We start from the raw sequence: 15903 nt of genomic DNA, 5'->3' as shown, positions 1-15903 counted from the left end.
TCACAGCCCCAGCAGCGCTGCGGCGGTGCCGCCGGCGACCTTGGCGCGGGTCTCGTCGTCGAAGCTCTCGACGCTCAGCACATGCTGCACCGGGTCGTAATCGGCCATGTCATAGGGATAGTCCGTCCCCATGACGATGTGGTCGGCGCCATAGGTGTTCACGAGATATTCGAGCTGGTGCGGCGTGAACACGACGCTGTCGAAATAGACCCGCCGCAAATACTCCGTCGGCGGCTTGGGCAGTCCGCCATTGGAATCCTTGCGCGCCCCCCAGGCATGGTCGATGCGGCCGGAATAGGCCGGCAGGAAGCCGCCGCCATGCACGGCGAGGAGCTTCAGCTTGGGATGGCGTTCCAGCACGCCGTCGAAGATCAGGTAGTGCAGCGCCACCGTCGTCTCCAGCGGATTGCCGATGACGTTGCTGAAATAGAAGCGCGTGAAGCGCTCGCCGCCAGTGAAGCCGTTCGGATGGATCATGAGCAGCGCGCCAAGCTCCTCCGCCTTGGCGAAGACCGGCTCATATTCCGGCGAGGAAAGCTCACGCCCGTTCACATTGGTGAGCAGCTCGACGCCCTTGAGCCCGAGCACGCGCACGCAGCGCTCAAGCTCGGCCGGCGCGCTCGCCGGGTCCTGCATGGCGAGCGTGCCGAGGCCGGCGAAGCGGTCCGGCCGCCGGGCGACGAAGGCGGCGATGCCGTCATTCACCATCCGGTTCGCCTTCACGCCGTGCTCGGCATCGACGGTGTAGTAGCACTGGAACGGCGGCGGGGCGACGACCTGGATGTCGATGCCGAGCTTGTCCAGCACCTTCAGCCGGTCGTCCATGTCCACCATGGTCGAGGCGCGGTCCTGGTCCTGGCGCTGGTTCACCATCCGCGTCTCGTCGCTGGAATATTTGACCATCGCGATCTGCCCGACATCGAGATGCGGGGCGACATAGGCGTGCGCCTCCGGCACCGCGATATGGGCGTGGATGTCCACCGTCACCGTGTCGAGGCGGGCGGGCGTGGCGGCGGGCGCGCGCGCGGAGGTCGGCCCGTAGCGGTTCACACTGCCGCCGAGGGTCCGCGTGTCGATGATGCTGTGGTCCATGAAAAATCCTTTCGAGGAGGGCGTCCCGGCGGCGGCCGCCGGGACGGCTGGCGCAGCCGCGCTCACATGCTCTTCGCCTTCCAGGCGGCGACGTCGGCGGCGACCTGCTCGCGCGAGAAGTCGTTCGCGGGATCGATCAGGCTGCGGTCGAGGAAGGTCGCGGGGTCGATCTCCTTCTGGAGTTCGCCGAGCTTCACCATCGGCGCCTGCACGCGCTTCCAGACCTCGGGCTGGAGATCGCCCAGCTTCGGCGTGACCGAGTAGTTCATCGGGATCGAGGCATCGAGGAATTCGCGCCCGAAGGTCGGGTTCTCCCACTCTTCCGGCACGGCCTTGCGGCACATCACGGCGAGCGTCTCGACGTCGATCTTGCCGACCACCATGCCCTTCGACCAGGCGCGGAAGAACCCGATGAGCGGCTGGCGCAGCTCGTCGATGCGCGCGGCATTCACCACGAAGGAATTGGCCGGCGTATCCGCCACTTCCGACGGCGTGATGAGCCGGATCTTCATGCCGTTGGCCTGCAGCGACAGCCAGTCCGGCACCGCCCCGGAGATGGCCGATACCGTCTGCTTGCGGAAGGCGTTGGCGAGCGTCGGGCCAGCCTCGCCCACCACCACCGTCTTCACGTCGTCGATGGAGATGCCCTTGGTGTCGAGCGCGATGGCGAGCGTGGTGCGGTCGCGGTCCGACACGAGACCGACCGTGGTGCCCTTGAGCTGCTCGACCGAGGTGATCGGGCTGTCGGCGCTCACCGCGATGCCTTCCGGCGCCCGCTGCATGCCCTCATAGACCACCTTGATCGGAATGCCGGCCTGCACCGACTGGAAGGTCTGCGGTGCATCGAGCATGGCGAGCTCGGCCTGCCCGTTCTGGACGAAGGCGACATAGGGCACGGTGGTCGAGGACGGCAGCAGGTTGACCTTGACGCCCTCCTTCTCGAAATAGCCGAGCGCCTCGCCGGCGATCAGCGGATAGAAATTCGCCGAGCGCGGCAGCGGCATGATCACATTGATCGCACGCAGCCCCTGCGCCCTGGCCGCGCGCGTGGCGAACGGGCCGAGAGCGAGGCCGGCGGCGGTGCCGGCCATCAGGCCGAGACAGTTCCGGCGCGAAAAAGCAATGTTGTCCGTCAGCATGACGCATCCTCCCCTCGGCGCCCGTGGCGCCGTTGTTTCGTTCGTGCAGTCTCAACGGATGTTCGGGCGGCGGCGCGCCGTCGCCCGGCTTGTGCGCGACGGCCGCGCCTAGCGCCGGCCGGTGACGCCGCCCCAGGCTCTCGCCTTCTTGCGGCTGATGGCAGTCATGCGCGCGTCGTGGCGCCAGTAGACCAGCCAGTTGTCGGCCCACTCCATCAACAGGAAGAGCACGTAGCCCATGGCGGTGAGGATCACGAGCACCGCGAAGGACGAGGCCATGTTCAGCGCGAAGGTGTAGCGCTGCATAAGCACGCCCATGCCCTCGCTCGCCGAGATGAACTCGCCGACGATGGCGCCGATCAGCGCGAGCGATATCGCCGTCTTCAGCCCCGCCATAATGATCGGCATGGCGTTGGGCAGCATCAGGCTGAAGAAGATCTGCCGCTTCCTGGCGCCCAGCGAGCGGAACATCTCGTTGGCGTCCTCGTCGACGTTGAGCAGTCCCGTCAGCGTGTTGATGAAGGGCGGGAAGAAGCAGATCAGCGCGCCGATGGCGATCTTCGGCATCATGCCGAAGCCGAGCCAGGCGATGACGATCGGCGCCAGCGCGATGCGCGGCGTCACCTGCAGCGCAATGATGTAGGGCGAGATGTAGCGGCGGAAGCTCTCGTTCAGCCCCGCCGCCACGGCGAGGCCGATGCCGATCGCCGAGCCGATGACGAAGCCCGCCACCGCCTCCCACAGCGTGACGCCGAGATGGAACCACACCGTGCCCTGATAGAGCACCATGTTCACCAGCGCCGCGGCGATGGCGGTCGGCCGCGGCAGGATGAGCGGATCGACGAACTGGTAGTAGCTGGCGAGCTCCCATACCAGCATCACGCCGAGGAACAGCGCGACATGGCGCATGACGCGCCCGGCAAGACCGCCGCGCTCGCGCGCGACGTCGGTCATGGACAGGTTGCCGTCGGTGGCGAGGCTCATCTCAATGCCCTCCCAGGATGGAGCGGACCTCGCCGACCAGCCGGTTGAACTCCGGCGTCTGCATCAGCGCGATCTCGCGCGGGCGCTCGAAGGAAACGTCGACGATCTTCGCGAGGCGGCCGGGGCGCGGCGTCATCACCATCACCTGGTCGGCGAGGAAGATCGCCTCGGAGATGTTGTGGGTGACGAACAGCACGGTCGCCTCGACATCGTCGACGATGCGCAGCAATTCGAGGTTCAGCCGCTCGCGGGTGAATTCGTCGAGCGCGCCGAACGGCTCGTCGAGCAGCAGGATGTTGGCGCCGGTCTGAAGCAGGCGGGCCAGTGCCACGCGCTGCTGCATACCGCCCGAAAGCTGGCGCGGGAAGCTGAACTCGAAATCCCTCAACCCCACGAGTTGCAGCAGCTCGATCGCCCGGCGGCGGTCGGCGTCGGTGGTCGCGCCCTGCACCTCGGTCGGCAGCAGCACGTTCTCCACCGCCGTGCGCCATTCCAGCAGCGTCGGGCGCTGGAACATCATGCCGACATCGTGGGACGGCCCGGTGACGCCGTGGCCGAGCACGCTCAATTCGCCCGCCGACTTGCCGATCAGCCCGGCGACGAGGCGCAGCAGCGTGGACTTGCCGCAGCCGCTCGGCCCGACCAGCGAGACGAAGGAGCCGCGCTTGATGTCGAAGCTGGCGCGGTCGAGCGCCACCACCTCGCTGTTGAAGGCTTTGACGAGGTCGCGGGCGGAAATGACGATGTCGGGGTCGATATGGCTGGTCGAGGCGGCGACCAGCTGGCTGGCTATGGCGTTCATCTCGCTCCTCCGCGTCCGCGCGCAGCCGGCGACCTTCGCCGGCGAGGCGTCGGGACGACATGTGGCGTTTCCTTGCCGCAGCCCGTCTTCTGCATGCGCGGACGGGTCGGCGGCGGCCCTTGCGGGTCGTGCGCGCGGCCGGCATGGCGCCGGCTGCGCCTGGGCGGGCCGTTCGTCAGGCGACGATCGGACGGCTTTCGAGGGCTCGCAGGATCTGGCTCTGCGAGCGCCCTATGTGGCGCTTCAGCATGCGCGCGGCGGCATTGCCGTTGCGCGCCTGCAGGGCGTCGATGATGTCGTTGTGCTCGCGCAGCGGCCCCTCGTTCCGGCCATGCGCGGTCACGGCGGAAAGGCTCACCATGCAGAGCCGCTCATAGAGGTCCATCACCCGGCTCATCTCCTCCGCGAGGCGGCGGTTACGCGCGAGCGCGGCGAGGTGATGGTGGAACCGGCGGTTATATTCGGTGAAGACCGGGATCGAGCTGGTGTCGGCATCGCGGAAATTGTCGAGCCCGGCGAGCTCGGCGTCGGTGGCGACGAGCGCCACCTTGCGCACGCCCGCCGTCTCGAGGATCAGCCTGAGCTCCAGCATGTCGGCGGCGTCGCTGATGGAGACGGGCATCACGCGGTGGCCGCGCCGCGGCTCGATCTCGACGAGGCCTTCGAGTTCGAGCTTCTGCATGGCGTCACGGATCGGCGACTTGCTGACGCCGAAGCGCTCGGCGAGGTCGGCCTCCCGCAGCTCCGCGCCGGGCACGATGGCGCAGGACAGGATCTCCCGCCGCACCATCTCATACACCCTGTTGCGAACCAGCTTCATGGAAAACCGCTCGTCCCGTGAGATATCACCAATCTATATTGATCGACTGATAACGTCAATAGCGTCGCCGGAATGCAGCTACGGAAATTCGCGTCCTCAGCGAATAAAATCATACAAAACCTTGGCGTTCGGTTCGAATGCAGAATGCCGCTCGTAAGAGACGAGATATCTCAGCGATATTCAGGTACGCATAAAAAAGGGCCGGAGCGAACTCCGGCCCGAGGACGCCCGAGAGGGAAGGACGACCAAGTCTGTCGGGGTGTTACCCCGCCCGGCGCGCGGCGGTCGCATAGTCGACATTGCCGCCGCCATAGCGGCGCACGCGCACATTCGCCTGCTCGGCATGGCCGAGGAATCCTTCGAGCACGCAGAGCCGCGAGCAATATTCGCCGACCTCGGCGCTCGCCGCGTCGCTCGTTACCTTCTGGTAGGTGCAGGTCTTGAGGAACTTGCCGACCCACAGCCCGCCGGTGTAACGCGCCGCGCGCCGCGTCGGCAGCGTGTGGTTGGTGCCGATCACCTTGTCGCCATAGGCGACATTGGTGCGCGGCCCGAGGAACAGCGCGCCGTAATTGCGCATATTGGCGAGGAAATAGTCGGGGTCAGCGGTCATCACCTGCACATGCTCGGAGGCGATGCGGTCGGCCTCGCGCACCATCTCCTCGACGTCGTCGCAGACGATCACCTCGCCGAAATCCCGCCAGGCGACCGAAGCGATCTCGCCGGTCGGCAGTATGGCGAGCAACCGCTCGACCTCGGCCATGGTCTCGCGCGCGAGCTTCTCGGAATTGGTGAGCAGGATGGCCGGCGAGGTCGGCCCGTGCTCAGCCTGCCCGAGAAGGTCGGTGGCGCAGATTTCCGCGTCCACCGTCTCGTCGGCGATCACCAGCGTCTCGGTCGGCCCGGCGAACAGGTCGATGCCGACGCGGCCATAGAGCTGGCGCTTCGCCTCGGCGACATAGGCGTTGCCCGGCCCCACCAGCATGTCGACCGGCGCGATGGTCTCGGTGCCGAGCGCCATCGCCGCCACCGCCTGCACGCCGCCGAGCACCAATATCTCGTCGGCGCCGGCAAAATGCATCGCGGCGACGATGGCCGGGTGCGGCCCGTTCCGGAAGGGCGGCGCCGCCGCCACCACGCTCTTCACGCCGGCGACCTTGGCCGTGACCACGCTCATATGCGCGGACGCGACCATGGGATACTTGCCGCCCGGCACGTAGCAGCCGACCCGCTCAACCGGCACGTTCTTGTGGCCGAGGATGACGCCGGGCAGCGTCTCCACCTCGAGATCGGTGAGGCAGGCGCGCTGCTTCTCCGCGAAGTTGCGCACCTGCGCCTGCGCGAAGCGGATGTCGTCGAGATCGGATTTCGAGACCTGCGACAGGGCCTTCTCGATCTCCCGTTCGGAAAGACGGAAGCTCGCCGGCGACCATGTGTCGAAGCGTTCGGAATAGGCGCGGACGGCCGCGTCGCCGCCGGCCTCGATCTCCGCAAGGATGGTCTCGACGGTCGCGCGCACCTGCGCATCGGCATCGGCGCGCTCCTCGACGGAGCGCGCGGTCTTGAGATGACGGGCCATTGTTTCCTCCCGGCGCCGGCTGCGGCGCCAACCTTATGCTCTCTTGCGCGCGATCGGGATCGGCTGTTATTTATCGAGTGAAAACTAAATCGCGCGGGAGTGTCAAGCCGGCTTGCCCATCCCGCTCCTCCGTATTATTTATCGAACGATAATTAAAGGAGGAACGCCATGCGAGCCACCGGCCTGAACCACCTCTCCATCGGCGCGAAGGACGTCGATGCGTCCGTGCGCTTCTATGTCGAGATGTTCGGCATGGAGGTCATCCCGACCTATAATTTCGGCTTCCGCACCCAGTATCTGCGCTGCGGCGACCAGCAGTTGCACATCTTCGGCCTGCCCGACGCCACGCCGCACTACCAGCACTTCGCGATCAACGTCGACGACTTCATGGGCGTGTATGAGCGCGCCCGCGACGCCGGCCTCATCGATCACGCGACCTTCGGCAACGGCGTCAACGAGATGCCGGACGGCACCGTGCAGCTCTATCTGCGCGATCCCGGCGGCAACCTCGTCGAGGTCGACTGGCCGGACGTCTCCAGCCTCGACACCGGCCGCATTCCCGAGCTGAAGCGCCTCGCCGATCGCTTCGAGCAGGTCGGAGAGAACCTCGAGGCGACGCTGTTCCTCGACCGCCGCCGGCGCGCGTGAAGGAGGCGAGTCATGTCCCACACCATCCCCCTCGCCGCCCCGCGCACGATCCGCTCGGCTGCCGAGCAACGCCACGACGAATTGCTCCAGCGCGCCACCGACCTCGCCACGGCCTTCGCCGAGCGCGCGCCCCGTGCCGAGGAACTGAGCCGCCTGCCGCCGGAGAACGAGCGCGACCTGCATGAGAGCGGCCTCTACCGCATGCTCCAGCCCGAGGCGGTCGGCGGTTCCGAAGTCGGCTACGAAAGCCTGATCACCATCGGCGCGGCGCTCGCCGCCGGCTGTGCCTCCACGGCTTGGAACCTCACCAACCTCGCCAGCCACCACTGGATGCTGGCCATGTTCGCGCCGGCCGCACAGGACCGCATCTGGCGGGAGGATCCCGACGCGCTGATCGCCTCCTCCTTCGTCTTCCCGGCGGCGAAGGTGACGAAGGCACCCGGCGGCTACGTCCTCTCCGGCCGCTGGCCGTTCTCTTCCGGCGTCGACGTCTGCTCCTGGAACATGCTGGCCGGCATCGTCCGCGCGGAGGGAGAGGCGCCGGACCACCGCGTTTTCCTCGTCCCGCGCTCGGACTACCGCATCCTCGACACCTGGCACGTCACCGGGCTGAAGGGCACGGGCTCCAACGACGTCCAGTGCGAAGAGGTGTTCGTGCCGGAAGAGATGAGCGTCTCGGTCGAACATCTGAAGGGCGGCCTCACGCCCGGCAGCGAGCGCCATCCCGCCCCGCTCTACCGGCTACCGGTGTTCGCGCTGTTCCCGGCGATCCTCTCCGGAGTCGGCCTCGGCAATGGCGAGGGCGCGCTCACCGCCTATGTGGCCGCCACCCGCAAGCGCTCGGCCAATTACACCGGCGCGCGGCTGGCCGAGCTGCAGAGCATCCAGATCCATATCGGCAATGCCGCCACCCGGCTCGCCCATGCGCGGCGCGTAATGCTCGCCATCTGCGAGGAGGCGATGCGCGACGCCGAGCGCGGCCACGTCCCGGACATGGTGACGAAGTTCGCCTATCGGCGCGACCTCGCCTATGCGACGAAACTCACGACGAAGGCGGTCGACGAGATTAATGCCGGCAGCGGTGCGCAAGCGCTCTACCTCAGCGGCAGCCAGCAGCGACGCTTTCGCGATGCGCATGCTATAAGCGCGCATATCGCCTTCAGCACCGATGTCGCCAACGCCGCCTTCGGCCGCCTGGCGCTCGGGCTGGAGGTGGACAATCCCGTGGTGTGACGGACGCCGGACAAAGGGAACACGACGACAGCAGATGGCCGGACGTTCATCCACATCGCTCGCGGCGGGCGCCAAGCCCCCCGCGCCGCGGCGCACGCGCAACAAGCCGGAGGAACGGCACAGGGAGTTCGTCCGCAAGGCCGTCGAGCTGTTCGCCGAGGTCGGCTTCGAAGCGGGCACGCGCGAACTCGCCCAGCGGCTCGGCGTCACCCAGCCGCTGCTCTACCGCTATTTCCCGAGCAAGGACGACCTGATCGCCGCCGTCTACCAGGAGATCTACGTCAATCGCTGGAAGCCGGAATGGCGCGAGGGCCTGATCGACGAGAGCCGCCCGATCCGGGACCGGCTCATCGCCTTCTATGAGGACTACACCGAGACGATCTTCACGCCGGAATGGCTGCGCATCTATCTCTTCGCGGGCCTGCGCGGCGTCGACATCAATCGGCGCTATGCCGCCACCGTCGAGGCCGAGATCCTGCGTCCGATCACCGTCGCGACCCGCAAGAGCTTCGGTCTGGGCGACGACGACCCTCCGACGCCCGAGGAGGTCGAGCTGTCCTGGACCCTGCAGGGCGGCATCTTCTACTATGGCGTGCGCGAGATCGTGTACCGCTTCCCCCGGACGGTGGACCGCGCGACCATGATCCGCAACGCGGTCGATACGTTCCTCGCCGGCGTCGGCTCGGTGATGAAACGGCTCGCCGAGCGCGAAAGCGATCCCGCTTAAGACCATCTGACGACAAGCGCTCGAACATCTCCGCTTTGATCGAAAGTCGCTCCGGCCTATGATCCGGCAGGTTTTCTTTCCGCACGGAGCGCGCAAGACGTGTCCCTTCAGCCTGTCGTGACCAACGACGACGATGCCACCACGCTCGGCATCGAAATCTATGCCCGTCTTCGCCGCGATCTCATTGCCGGCCATCACAAGCCGGGCGAGCGCCTGCGCTTCCGCCAGCTCAGTGCCGCCTACAGCGTCGGCATCGCGCCGCTGCGCGAGGCCCTCTCCCGGCTGGTCTCCGACCAGCTGGTGCGCTTCGAAGGCCATCGCGGCTATACGGTGGCGCCGCTCTCCCTCTCCGATCTGAACGACCTCTGCGCGCTGCGCACGGAGCTCAGCTGCAACGCTCTGCGCCGTTCCATCGCGCAGGGCGACGAGGACTGGGAGGCCGAGATTCTCGCCGCCCTGCACCGGCTCGAACGCGCGCCGCTTCCCCATTCGGTCGAGGACCGCAAGACGGTCGACGAATGGGAGCAGCGCCATGATCGGTTCCACTACAGCCTGATCGCCGCCTGCGGTTCGCCATGGCTGCTGCATTTCTGCGGCGCGCTGTCCGATCATTTCCAGCGCTACCGTCGGGCGGTGATCGTCGTCACCTCTTCCTCGGAAGCTTTGCTGAAGCGGGTGCGCGAGCAGCACCGCACCGTCGCCGAGGCCGCCATCGCCCGCGACGCCGAGCGCGCCACCACCGTCCTCGCCGAGCATTTCCGCGGCAGCGTCGAGGTGGTGATCCGCAATTACGAGGAGGTCTCCCGCAGCCTGTCCGCCGGCAATGGGGACGACGGCCGCTAGCCTGCCTGCATGCCAAATCGATGAGCGTTCATTCGCCTCGCTTTATTGACATGCGCATGATGTTCGAACATCCTTTCGATTAACAATCAAGGATCTCCCGACGGGCCTGCGCTCGCGAGGATCCATCGGGAGGACGACGCATGCTCGATCACACCAAAGCCGCCGATGTGAAGATCGACCTGATCTCCGGCATGAAGCTGATCGCCCATGATCCGCTGGCCGGCTTCGGAGGCGTGGGAGAGGGCATGTCGCTGCAGAAGGCGCCGGACGGGCGCCGCATCCTGTGGCTCGCCCATGAGGGCCCGCCGAAGAACTTCACCGGCGTCGACGTCACCGATCCGAGCCGGCCGAAGGTGATCGTGCAGACCGATCTGCCGCACAACAAGGTGCGCTCCAACTCGCTGGAGACCACCGGCGACGTGATGGCGGTGGCCTACCAGACCTACCAGCCCGGCCTCCAGCCAGCCGGCATCGAATTGTTCGACATCTCGGTGCCGGAGAATCCGCGCTCCATCAGCTTCTTCGACTGTTCCGGCCCGCATTCGCGCGGCGTCCACCAGGTGTGGTTCGTCGACGGCGAGTTCATCCATTGCGCCGCCGGCGCCGCCGACTTCACCCCGCGCAACCCGCTGGACGACCAGGCCTATCGCATCGTCGACGTGCGCAATCCCTCGAAGCCGGTCGAGGCCGGGCGCTGGTGGATGCCCGGCACCGCCGAGGGCGACGACGCACCCCCGCCGGAGCGGCTGAAGATCGACAGCGGCTTCCGCTGCCACAACACCAATGTCTATCCCGCCCGCCCCGACCGCGCCTATGTCGGCTACATCGACGGCGGCTTCTACGTGATGGACATCTCCGACAAGTCGCGGCCGACGGTGATCTCGCGCTTCAATCCGAACCCGCCCTTCCCCGGCTTCGCCCACACGCTGCTGCCGCTGTTCGGCCGCGACCTCGCGGTGGCGACGCATGAATGCATCCATGACGACGGCTTCGATTGGCCGAAGCTCACCTGGCTCCTCGACATACGCCGCGAGGACAATCCGGTGCCGCTCTCGACCCTGCCCATGCCCTCCTTTGAGGAATATAGCCGCAAGGGCGGGCGCTTCGGCTGCCACAACGTGCATGAGAACCCGCCGCGCGACACCGCGCTGCAATCCGAGGCGCTGATCTTCTCGACGCTGTTCAATGGCGGGCTGCGCGTGCACGACATCAGCGACCCGCTGGCGCCCCGCGAGGTCGCCGCCTTCGTGCCTTCGGCGCCGCCCGGCGCCCGTGTGCCGGCGATCCAGATCAACGAGGTCTACGTCGACGAGAACGGCATCGTCTATTGCGCCGACCGCCACGCCGGCGGGCTCTACATATTGGAGCTCGACATCTGAGCCCAGCGGGAGCATCCGCGCATGGCCATCCCCGTCGTACTGATCACCGGCTTCCTCGGCAGCGGCAAGACCACGCTGCTGAACCATCTGCTGTGGGACCCGGAGATGGGCGACACCGCGGTCATCATCAACGAGTTCGGCGATGTCGCCATCGACCATCTGCTGGTCGAGAGCGCCATTGAGAACGCCGTGGTGCTGCAGAGCGGCTGCATCTGCTGCACCGTGCGCGGCGATCTCGTCGACACGCTCGACGATCTCTGCGCCAAGGTCGCGCGCGGTGAACTGCCGCCCTTCTCGCGCATCGCCATCGAGACCACCGGCCTTGCGGATCCCGCCTCGCTGGTGCGTACCTTCCTGACCGAGCGCCTGCTGGCCGATCGCTTCACGCTGCGCGCGGTAGTGACCACGGTCGACGCGGTGAACGGCGCCGTGCAGCTCGACGAATTCGAGGAAGCCCGCCATCAGGCCGCCCTCGCCGACGTCATCGTGTTGACCAAGTCCGACCTCGCCTCGCCCGAGGCCGTCGCCTCTCTCACGGCGCGGCTCAAAGAGGCGAATCCTTCAGCCGCCATCGTGCCGGTGGTTCATGGCGCCATTGCCCCGGACACGCTTTTCGCCCTGGTGCCCGCGCATCCCTCGCGTGCGGACGACGAGGTGCTGGCCTGGCTCAACAGCGAAGCGTTCGAGGAGACCGACGGTCACGCACATTCCCATCACGACAGCAGCATAAAGCCCTTCGCCGTCACGCTGGACCGGCCGGTGACACGCGAGGCGCTGCGCAGCTGGCTGCGGTCGATCCTGTCCCTGCGCGGCGCCGACCTGCTGCGGATGAAGGGCATCGTGGCGCTGAAGGGCGAGGCCGCGCCCATCGTCGTTCATGCGGTGCAGAACGCGCTCTATCCGCCGGTCCAGCTCGCGGCATGGCCGAGCGACGACCACACCACGCGCATCGTCTTCATCACCCGCGACATCGCTCCGGAGGCCTTACGCAACAGTCTTGAAGTTCTCGCGTCGCGCAGCGCGGCCTGAAGCGGCTGGCTAGCGCTCGTCTCCGCGCATTTGATCGAGATTGTCGGGATTATGTATACAGTACACATATCCCGACTGCGTAAAGCAAATACGGATATATCTGCGGATATAAGTCAGTATATACGACATTATTCCTCCCGGAATACCGTATTATTTTCTTGTACGGTAACACAAATCTCTCATATGGAAACCGCTTCAGACATTTTTATCGACTAAGCTCTGCAAACATTGATAATCATATAGCGTATAGACCAACTCATTTGAGTACATACACGCCGATAACATGCACCTCCCAGTGCGACACGTGCCGCGCCGGCGCACCCCTCGCGGCATATTTCTCGGTGTAAAGAGACACGAATACCTTATCCATGCCGATATGTATTATAGGTATGCCGTTTCGATATATATAAGTCTCAATAATTCCTTTCATTTAACTTGACATCCTCATGTGGCCGCTCTTTTCTCAGCGCCACAAGACGTCAACAAGACGCTGTGCCAACGCCATGCCTGGGAAGGAACGCCACATGATCCAGCCTTGCGCCGCTCGGCCTTTTCATCTGCAGCTGAAACATTCCGTGCTTGCCGCGGCGCTCGGTATCGCGCTCGCCGCCGCGCCGGCCGCGCTCCATGCGCAAACCGCTCCCACCGGCCCGATCGAGATCACCACCGGCACCAGCCCCGGCGGCACGCCGGACGTGCTGATGCGCCGGGCCGCCAAGATCCTCAACGAGCAGAAGATCGTCACCAACCCGCTGGTGGTGCAGAACCGCACCGGCGGCTCGTGGATGGTCGCGGCCAATTTCGTGATGGGCAAGAAGGGCGACCGAAACGTCGTGCTGTGCATCGCCCAGCCCATCCTGACCACACCGATCACCCAGGGCCTGCCGACGCTCTATGACAAGCTCACCCCGATCAGCATGTTCATCCAGGGCGACCTCGTGCTGGTGGTCCAGCCCGACTCCCCGGTGAAGGACCTCAAGCAGCTTATCGAACAGGCCGCAAAGCGCGAGCGCTCGGTGAAGGTCGCCGGCGCGCAGTCGGGCTCCACCGACCACATGGTGGCCGGCCTCGTGGAGAAGGCGGGCAAGGTCAAGCTCAACTACGTCCCGTTCGACGGCGGCGGCGCCGCGCAGGCGGCCTTCCTCGGCGGCAATGTCGAGCTCATGACGCTCACGCCGAGCGAAGCGCTGCCGCTGGTGAAGAGCGGCAAGGCGCGCATCCTCGCCATCCTCTCCAGCGAGCGCAGCACCGCGCCCGAGCTGAAGGACATCCCGACGGCGAAGGAGCAGGGCTACGACATCGTCTGGGGTCAGGCCTGGGGTATCGCCGGCCCGCCCGGCCTCGACGCCGACACCGTGAAGTTCTGGGACGACGCCATCGCCAAGCTGGTGGCCAATCCGGAATGGCAGGCGAGCCTGAAGGAGAACTTCCTGCGCAGCCGGCTGATCCCCGCGGCCGAGGTGAAGCCGTACATGCAGAAGCTGCATGACGAGCATCTCGCCTTGCTGCGTGACCTCGGCCTCGCCAAGCAGCCCGCCGTGCAGTGATCCCTACAGGAGGCGGGCCGTCCTTCGGTCCGCCTCCTTCCGTCACCCGTCCCGCGTAGGTCTGGGAAGACTGAAGATCGGCATGCGTGTCACCAATTTCATCGTAGCCCTGGCGCTGTTCGCCCTCTCGGCCGGCGTGCTGCTCGGCACCTGGGACCTGCCCTACTGGGCCGATTTCGCGCCGGGCTCCGCCTTCGCACCCTTCTGGGTGGCAACGATCGGCATCATCCTCGCCATCGCCCTTTTCGTCGCCACTCTGGCGGAGGACGGCAGCGAGCCGCACCAATTCCCCGACCGGCGGGGGATCGCCCGCGTCACCGCCCTCGTCGCTGGCCTGTGGCTGATGGTGCTACTCATCCCGCTCATCGGCTTCCTCTCCGCCAGCGCCCTGCTCTGCCTCCTCCTGCTTCTCGGCATTGAGCGGCGTCCCGTCGTCCCGAGCCTGTTCGCCACGGCGGTGGTGATCTCCCTGGTCTATGGCGTGTTCATCGCGTGGCTCGGCATCGCGCTGCCCGCCGGTCCCTTCGGCATCTGAAGCGGGAGCTTTCCCATGGACGCCCTCGCCTCCCTCGCCCACGGCTTTTCCGTCGCGATGACACCGACGAACCTCCTGTTCGTGCTCATCGGCGTCACCCTCGGCCAGCTCATCGGCGCCCTGCCCGGCATCGGCCCCTCGGCCGGCATGGCGCTGCTGCTGCCCGTCACCTTCGGGCTGGAGCCCGTCACTGCCTTGGTGATGCTCTCGGGGATCATGTATGGCGGCATGTATGGCGGCACCCTCACCTCGGTGCTGGTGAACGTGCCCGGCGAAGCCGCGAGCGTGATGACCGCGGTGGACGGTAACCAGCTCGCCCGGCAGGGACGCGCCGGACAGGCGCTGGCCGCCGCCGCCATCGGCTCCTTCCTCGCCGGCATCGGCGCCGTCACCGCCCTCGCCTTCCTCACCCCCATACTCAGCGCCTTCGCGCTCGGCTTCTCGGCGCCGGAATATTTCCTGCTCGCTCTGCTCGGCATCACCGCCACGGCGAGCCTCGGCACCGGCTCGGCGGTCAAGGCGATGATCGGCGCCACCCTCGGGCTGATGATCGCCCTCGTCGGCACCGATCCCATCCAGGGCACCTCGCGCCTCACCTTCGGCTCGCTGGAGCTGCTGGAGGGCATCGACTTCTTGCCCGTCGCCATCGGCGTGTTCGGCATCGCCGAGATCCTGGTCTCGATGGAGCAGACGCAGGCGAGCCGGGCGGTGCGCACCCGCCTTCGCGACATGTGGCTCACCGGCAAGGACTGGGCCGAGTGCCGCATGGCGATGCTGCGCGGCGGCCTCGTCGGGTTCGTCATCGGCCTGATGCCCGGCGCCGGGCCGACGGTGGCGGCGCTGCTCGCCTACATCGTCGAGAAGAAAGTGAGCCCGCACCCCGAGAAATTCGGCCATGGCGCGCTCGACGGCGTGGCGGCGGCGGAATCCGCCAACAACTCCGCCGCCCATGGCGCCATGGTGCCGATGCTGGCGCTCGGCATTCCCGGTTCCGCCTCGACGGCGGTTCTGCTGGCGGCGCTGGTCCTGCTCGGCATCCGCCCCGGCCCGATGCTACTCACCGAGCAGGCCGACCTCGTCTGGGGCCTCATCGCCTCGATGTTCGTCGGCAATGTGATCCTTCTGGTGATGAACCTGCCGCTCGCCCCGCTTTTCGCCAGCGTGCTGCGCATCCCCTACTCCTATCTCGCGCCGGGCATCCTCGTCGTGTCGCTGGTCGGCGCCTATGCCATCAGCCTCAGCCTGTTCAATGTCGGGCTGACGCTGTTCTTCGGCATGGTCGGCTACCTGATGATCCGCGCCGACATTCCGCGCGCGCCGCTGGTGCTCGCCGTGGTGCTGGCGCCGCTGATGGAAAGCTCGCTGCGCCAGAGCCTGATGCTCTCGGAAGGCAGCCCGGCGATCTTCGTCGAGCGTCCGCTCTCCGCCGTGCTGGCGCTGCTGGTGCTCGTCTCGCTCGCCCTTCCATTGTTCAATTTTCTCCTCGCCCGCCGCGCGGCCCGCCGCGCCGGCGTGGAGGAGGCCCTGTCCCACTCATCCGACTAGG

15 protein-coding genes are annotated in these 15903 nt (G+C 66.6%); 9 read left to right on the top strand and 6 right to left on the bottom strand.

The genetic code is table 11. The annotated features are described in order from the left end of the window. From SNOV_RS01090 to hisD, 6 genes are all read right to left on the bottom strand, one after another. Nucleotides 1-1092: an amidohydrolase family protein gene (locus SNOV_RS01090; protein WP_013165058.1), complete on the bottom strand. Its 1092-nt coding sequence runs from the start codon at nucleotides 1090-1092 to the stop codon at nucleotides 1-3. 62 nt (nucleotides 1093-1154) lie between these two features. Continuing rightward, nucleotides 1155-2231 carry an ABC transporter substrate-binding protein gene (locus SNOV_RS01085; protein WP_013165057.1) on the bottom strand — a complete coding sequence of 359 codons (1077 nt, stop codon included), beginning with the start codon at nucleotides 2229-2231 and terminating at the stop codon, nucleotides 1155-1157. A 108-nt stretch (nucleotides 2232-2339) separates the two neighbouring features. Then, nucleotides 2340-3215 (bottom strand): ABC transporter permease, encoded by an 876-nt coding sequence (locus SNOV_RS01080; protein ID WP_013165056.1) that lies wholly within the window; start codon nucleotides 3213-3215, stop codon nucleotides 2340-2342. A gap of 1 nt (nucleotide 3216) precedes the next feature. Next, nucleotides 3217-4017, bottom strand: coding sequence for an ABC transporter ATP-binding protein (locus tag SNOV_RS01075; protein WP_013165055.1), 801 nt, complete (start codon nucleotides 4015-4017; stop codon nucleotides 3217-3219). A 175-nt stretch (nucleotides 4018-4192) separates the two neighbouring features. Continuing rightward, nucleotides 4193-4837: a GntR family transcriptional regulator gene (locus SNOV_RS01070; RefSeq protein ID WP_013165054.1), complete on the bottom strand. Its 645-nt coding sequence runs from the start codon at nucleotides 4835-4837 to the stop codon at nucleotides 4193-4195. 262 nt (nucleotides 4838-5099) lie between these two features. Then, complete coding sequence (hisD, locus tag SNOV_RS01065) at nucleotides 5100-6416, bottom strand: histidinol dehydrogenase (RefSeq protein WP_013165053.1); 1317 nt, start codon at nucleotides 6414-6416, stop codon at nucleotides 5100-5102. Nucleotides 6417-6584: 168 nt separating this feature from the next. On the opposite strand from hisD, the gene SNOV_RS01060 reads away from it, so the two are divergent. From SNOV_RS01060 to SNOV_RS01020, 9 genes are all read left to right on the top strand, one after another. Next, on the top strand, nucleotides 6585-7064 hold the full coding sequence (locus SNOV_RS01060; protein WP_013165052.1) for a VOC family protein: 480 nt from the start codon (nucleotides 6585-6587) through the stop codon (nucleotides 7062-7064). Nucleotides 7065-7076: 12 nt separating this feature from the next. After that, complete coding sequence (locus SNOV_RS01055) at nucleotides 7077-8297, top strand: acyl-CoA dehydrogenase family protein (protein WP_013165051.1); 1221 nt, start codon at nucleotides 7077-7079, stop codon at nucleotides 8295-8297. A 34-nt stretch (nucleotides 8298-8331) separates the two neighbouring features. Continuing rightward, on the top strand, nucleotides 8332-9024 hold the full coding sequence (locus SNOV_RS01050) for a TetR/AcrR family transcriptional regulator (RefSeq protein WP_013165050.1): 693 nt from the start codon (nucleotides 8332-8334) through the stop codon (nucleotides 9022-9024). A gap of 99 nt (nucleotides 9025-9123) precedes the next feature. After that, the gene (locus tag SNOV_RS01045) at nucleotides 9124-9867 is read left to right on the top strand and encodes an FCD domain-containing protein (protein WP_013165049.1); all 744 of its coding nucleotides are present in this window, start codon (nucleotides 9124-9126) and stop codon (nucleotides 9865-9867) included. Between the two features lie 140 nt (nucleotides 9868-10007). Next, on the top strand, nucleotides 10008-11246 hold the full coding sequence (locus tag SNOV_RS01040; protein ID WP_013165048.1) for an LVIVD repeat-containing protein: 1239 nt from the start codon (nucleotides 10008-10010) through the stop codon (nucleotides 11244-11246). A 21-nt stretch (nucleotides 11247-11267) separates the two neighbouring features. Beyond that, nucleotides 11268-12275 (top strand): CobW family GTP-binding protein, encoded by a 1008-nt coding sequence (locus SNOV_RS01035; RefSeq protein ID WP_013165047.1) that lies wholly within the window; start codon nucleotides 11268-11270, stop codon nucleotides 12273-12275. 575 nt (nucleotides 12276-12850) lie between these two features. Then, complete coding sequence (locus tag SNOV_RS01030; protein WP_187291088.1) at nucleotides 12851-13822, top strand: Bug family tripartite tricarboxylate transporter substrate binding protein; 972 nt, start codon at nucleotides 12851-12853, stop codon at nucleotides 13820-13822. Nucleotides 13823-13904: 82 nt separating this feature from the next. Further along, nucleotides 13905-14357, top strand: coding sequence for a tripartite tricarboxylate transporter TctB family protein (locus SNOV_RS01025; protein ID WP_013165043.1), 453 nt, complete (start codon nucleotides 13905-13907; stop codon nucleotides 14355-14357). A gap of 15 nt (nucleotides 14358-14372) precedes the next feature. Continuing rightward, a complete protein-coding gene (locus SNOV_RS01020) occupies nucleotides 14373-15902 on the top strand; it encodes a tripartite tricarboxylate transporter permease (protein ID WP_013165042.1) in 1530 nt (509 codons plus the stop codon). Nucleotide 15903 lies beyond the last annotated feature (1 nt).

Origin of the sequence: Ancylobacter novellus DSM 506 (genome assembly GCF_000092925.1) — a bacterium.
GTDB classification, from domain to species: domain Bacteria; phylum Pseudomonadota; class Alphaproteobacteria; order Rhizobiales; family Xanthobacteraceae; genus Ancylobacter; species Ancylobacter novellus.
This window is presented reverse-complemented; position numbering and strand designations above follow the sequence as displayed.

Bases quoted from the DNA above. Each gene is read 5' to 3' on its own strand.
- SNOV_RS01070 (WP_013165054.1), bottom strand. From the start codon at position 4,837: ATGAAGCTGGTTCGCAACAGGGTGTATGAGATGGTGCGGCGGGAGATC.
- SNOV_RS01050 (WP_013165050.1), top strand. From the start codon at position 8,332: ATGGCCGGACGTTCATCCACATCGCTCGCGGCGGGCGCCAAGCCCCCC.
- SNOV_RS01040 (WP_013165048.1), top strand. From the start codon at position 10,008: ATGCTCGATCACACCAAAGCCGCCGATGTGAAGATCGACCTGATCTCC.
- SNOV_RS01060 (WP_013165052.1), top strand. From the start codon at position 6,585: ATGCGAGCCACCGGCCTGAACCACCTCTCCATCGGCGCGAAGGACGTC.
- hisD (WP_013165053.1), bottom strand. From the start codon at position 6,416: ATGGCCCGTCATCTCAAGACCGCGCGCTCCGTCGAGGAGCGCGCCGAT.
- SNOV_RS01025 (WP_013165043.1), top strand. From the start codon at position 13,905: ATGCGTGTCACCAATTTCATCGTAGCCCTGGCGCTGTTCGCCCTCTCG.
- SNOV_RS01090 (WP_013165058.1), bottom strand. From the start codon at position 1,092: ATGGACCACAGCATCATCGACACGCGGACCCTCGGCGGCAGTGTGAAC.
- SNOV_RS01085 (WP_013165057.1), bottom strand. From the start codon at position 2,231: ATGCTGACGGACAACATTGCTTTTTCGCGCCGGAACTGTCTCGGCCTG.
- SNOV_RS01075 (WP_013165055.1), bottom strand. From the start codon at position 4,017: ATGAACGCCATAGCCAGCCAGCTGGTCGCCGCCTCGACCAGCCATATC.
- SNOV_RS01020 (WP_013165042.1), top strand. From the start codon at position 14,373: ATGGACGCCCTCGCCTCCCTCGCCCACGGCTTTTCCGTCGCGATGACA.
- SNOV_RS01080 (WP_013165056.1), bottom strand. From the start codon at position 3,215: ATGAGCCTCGCCACCGACGGCAACCTGTCCATGACCGACGTCGCGCGC.
- SNOV_RS01035 (WP_013165047.1), top strand. From the start codon at position 11,268: ATGGCCATCCCCGTCGTACTGATCACCGGCTTCCTCGGCAGCGGCAAG.
- SNOV_RS01055 (WP_013165051.1), top strand. From the start codon at position 7,077: ATGTCCCACACCATCCCCCTCGCCGCCCCGCGCACGATCCGCTCGGCT.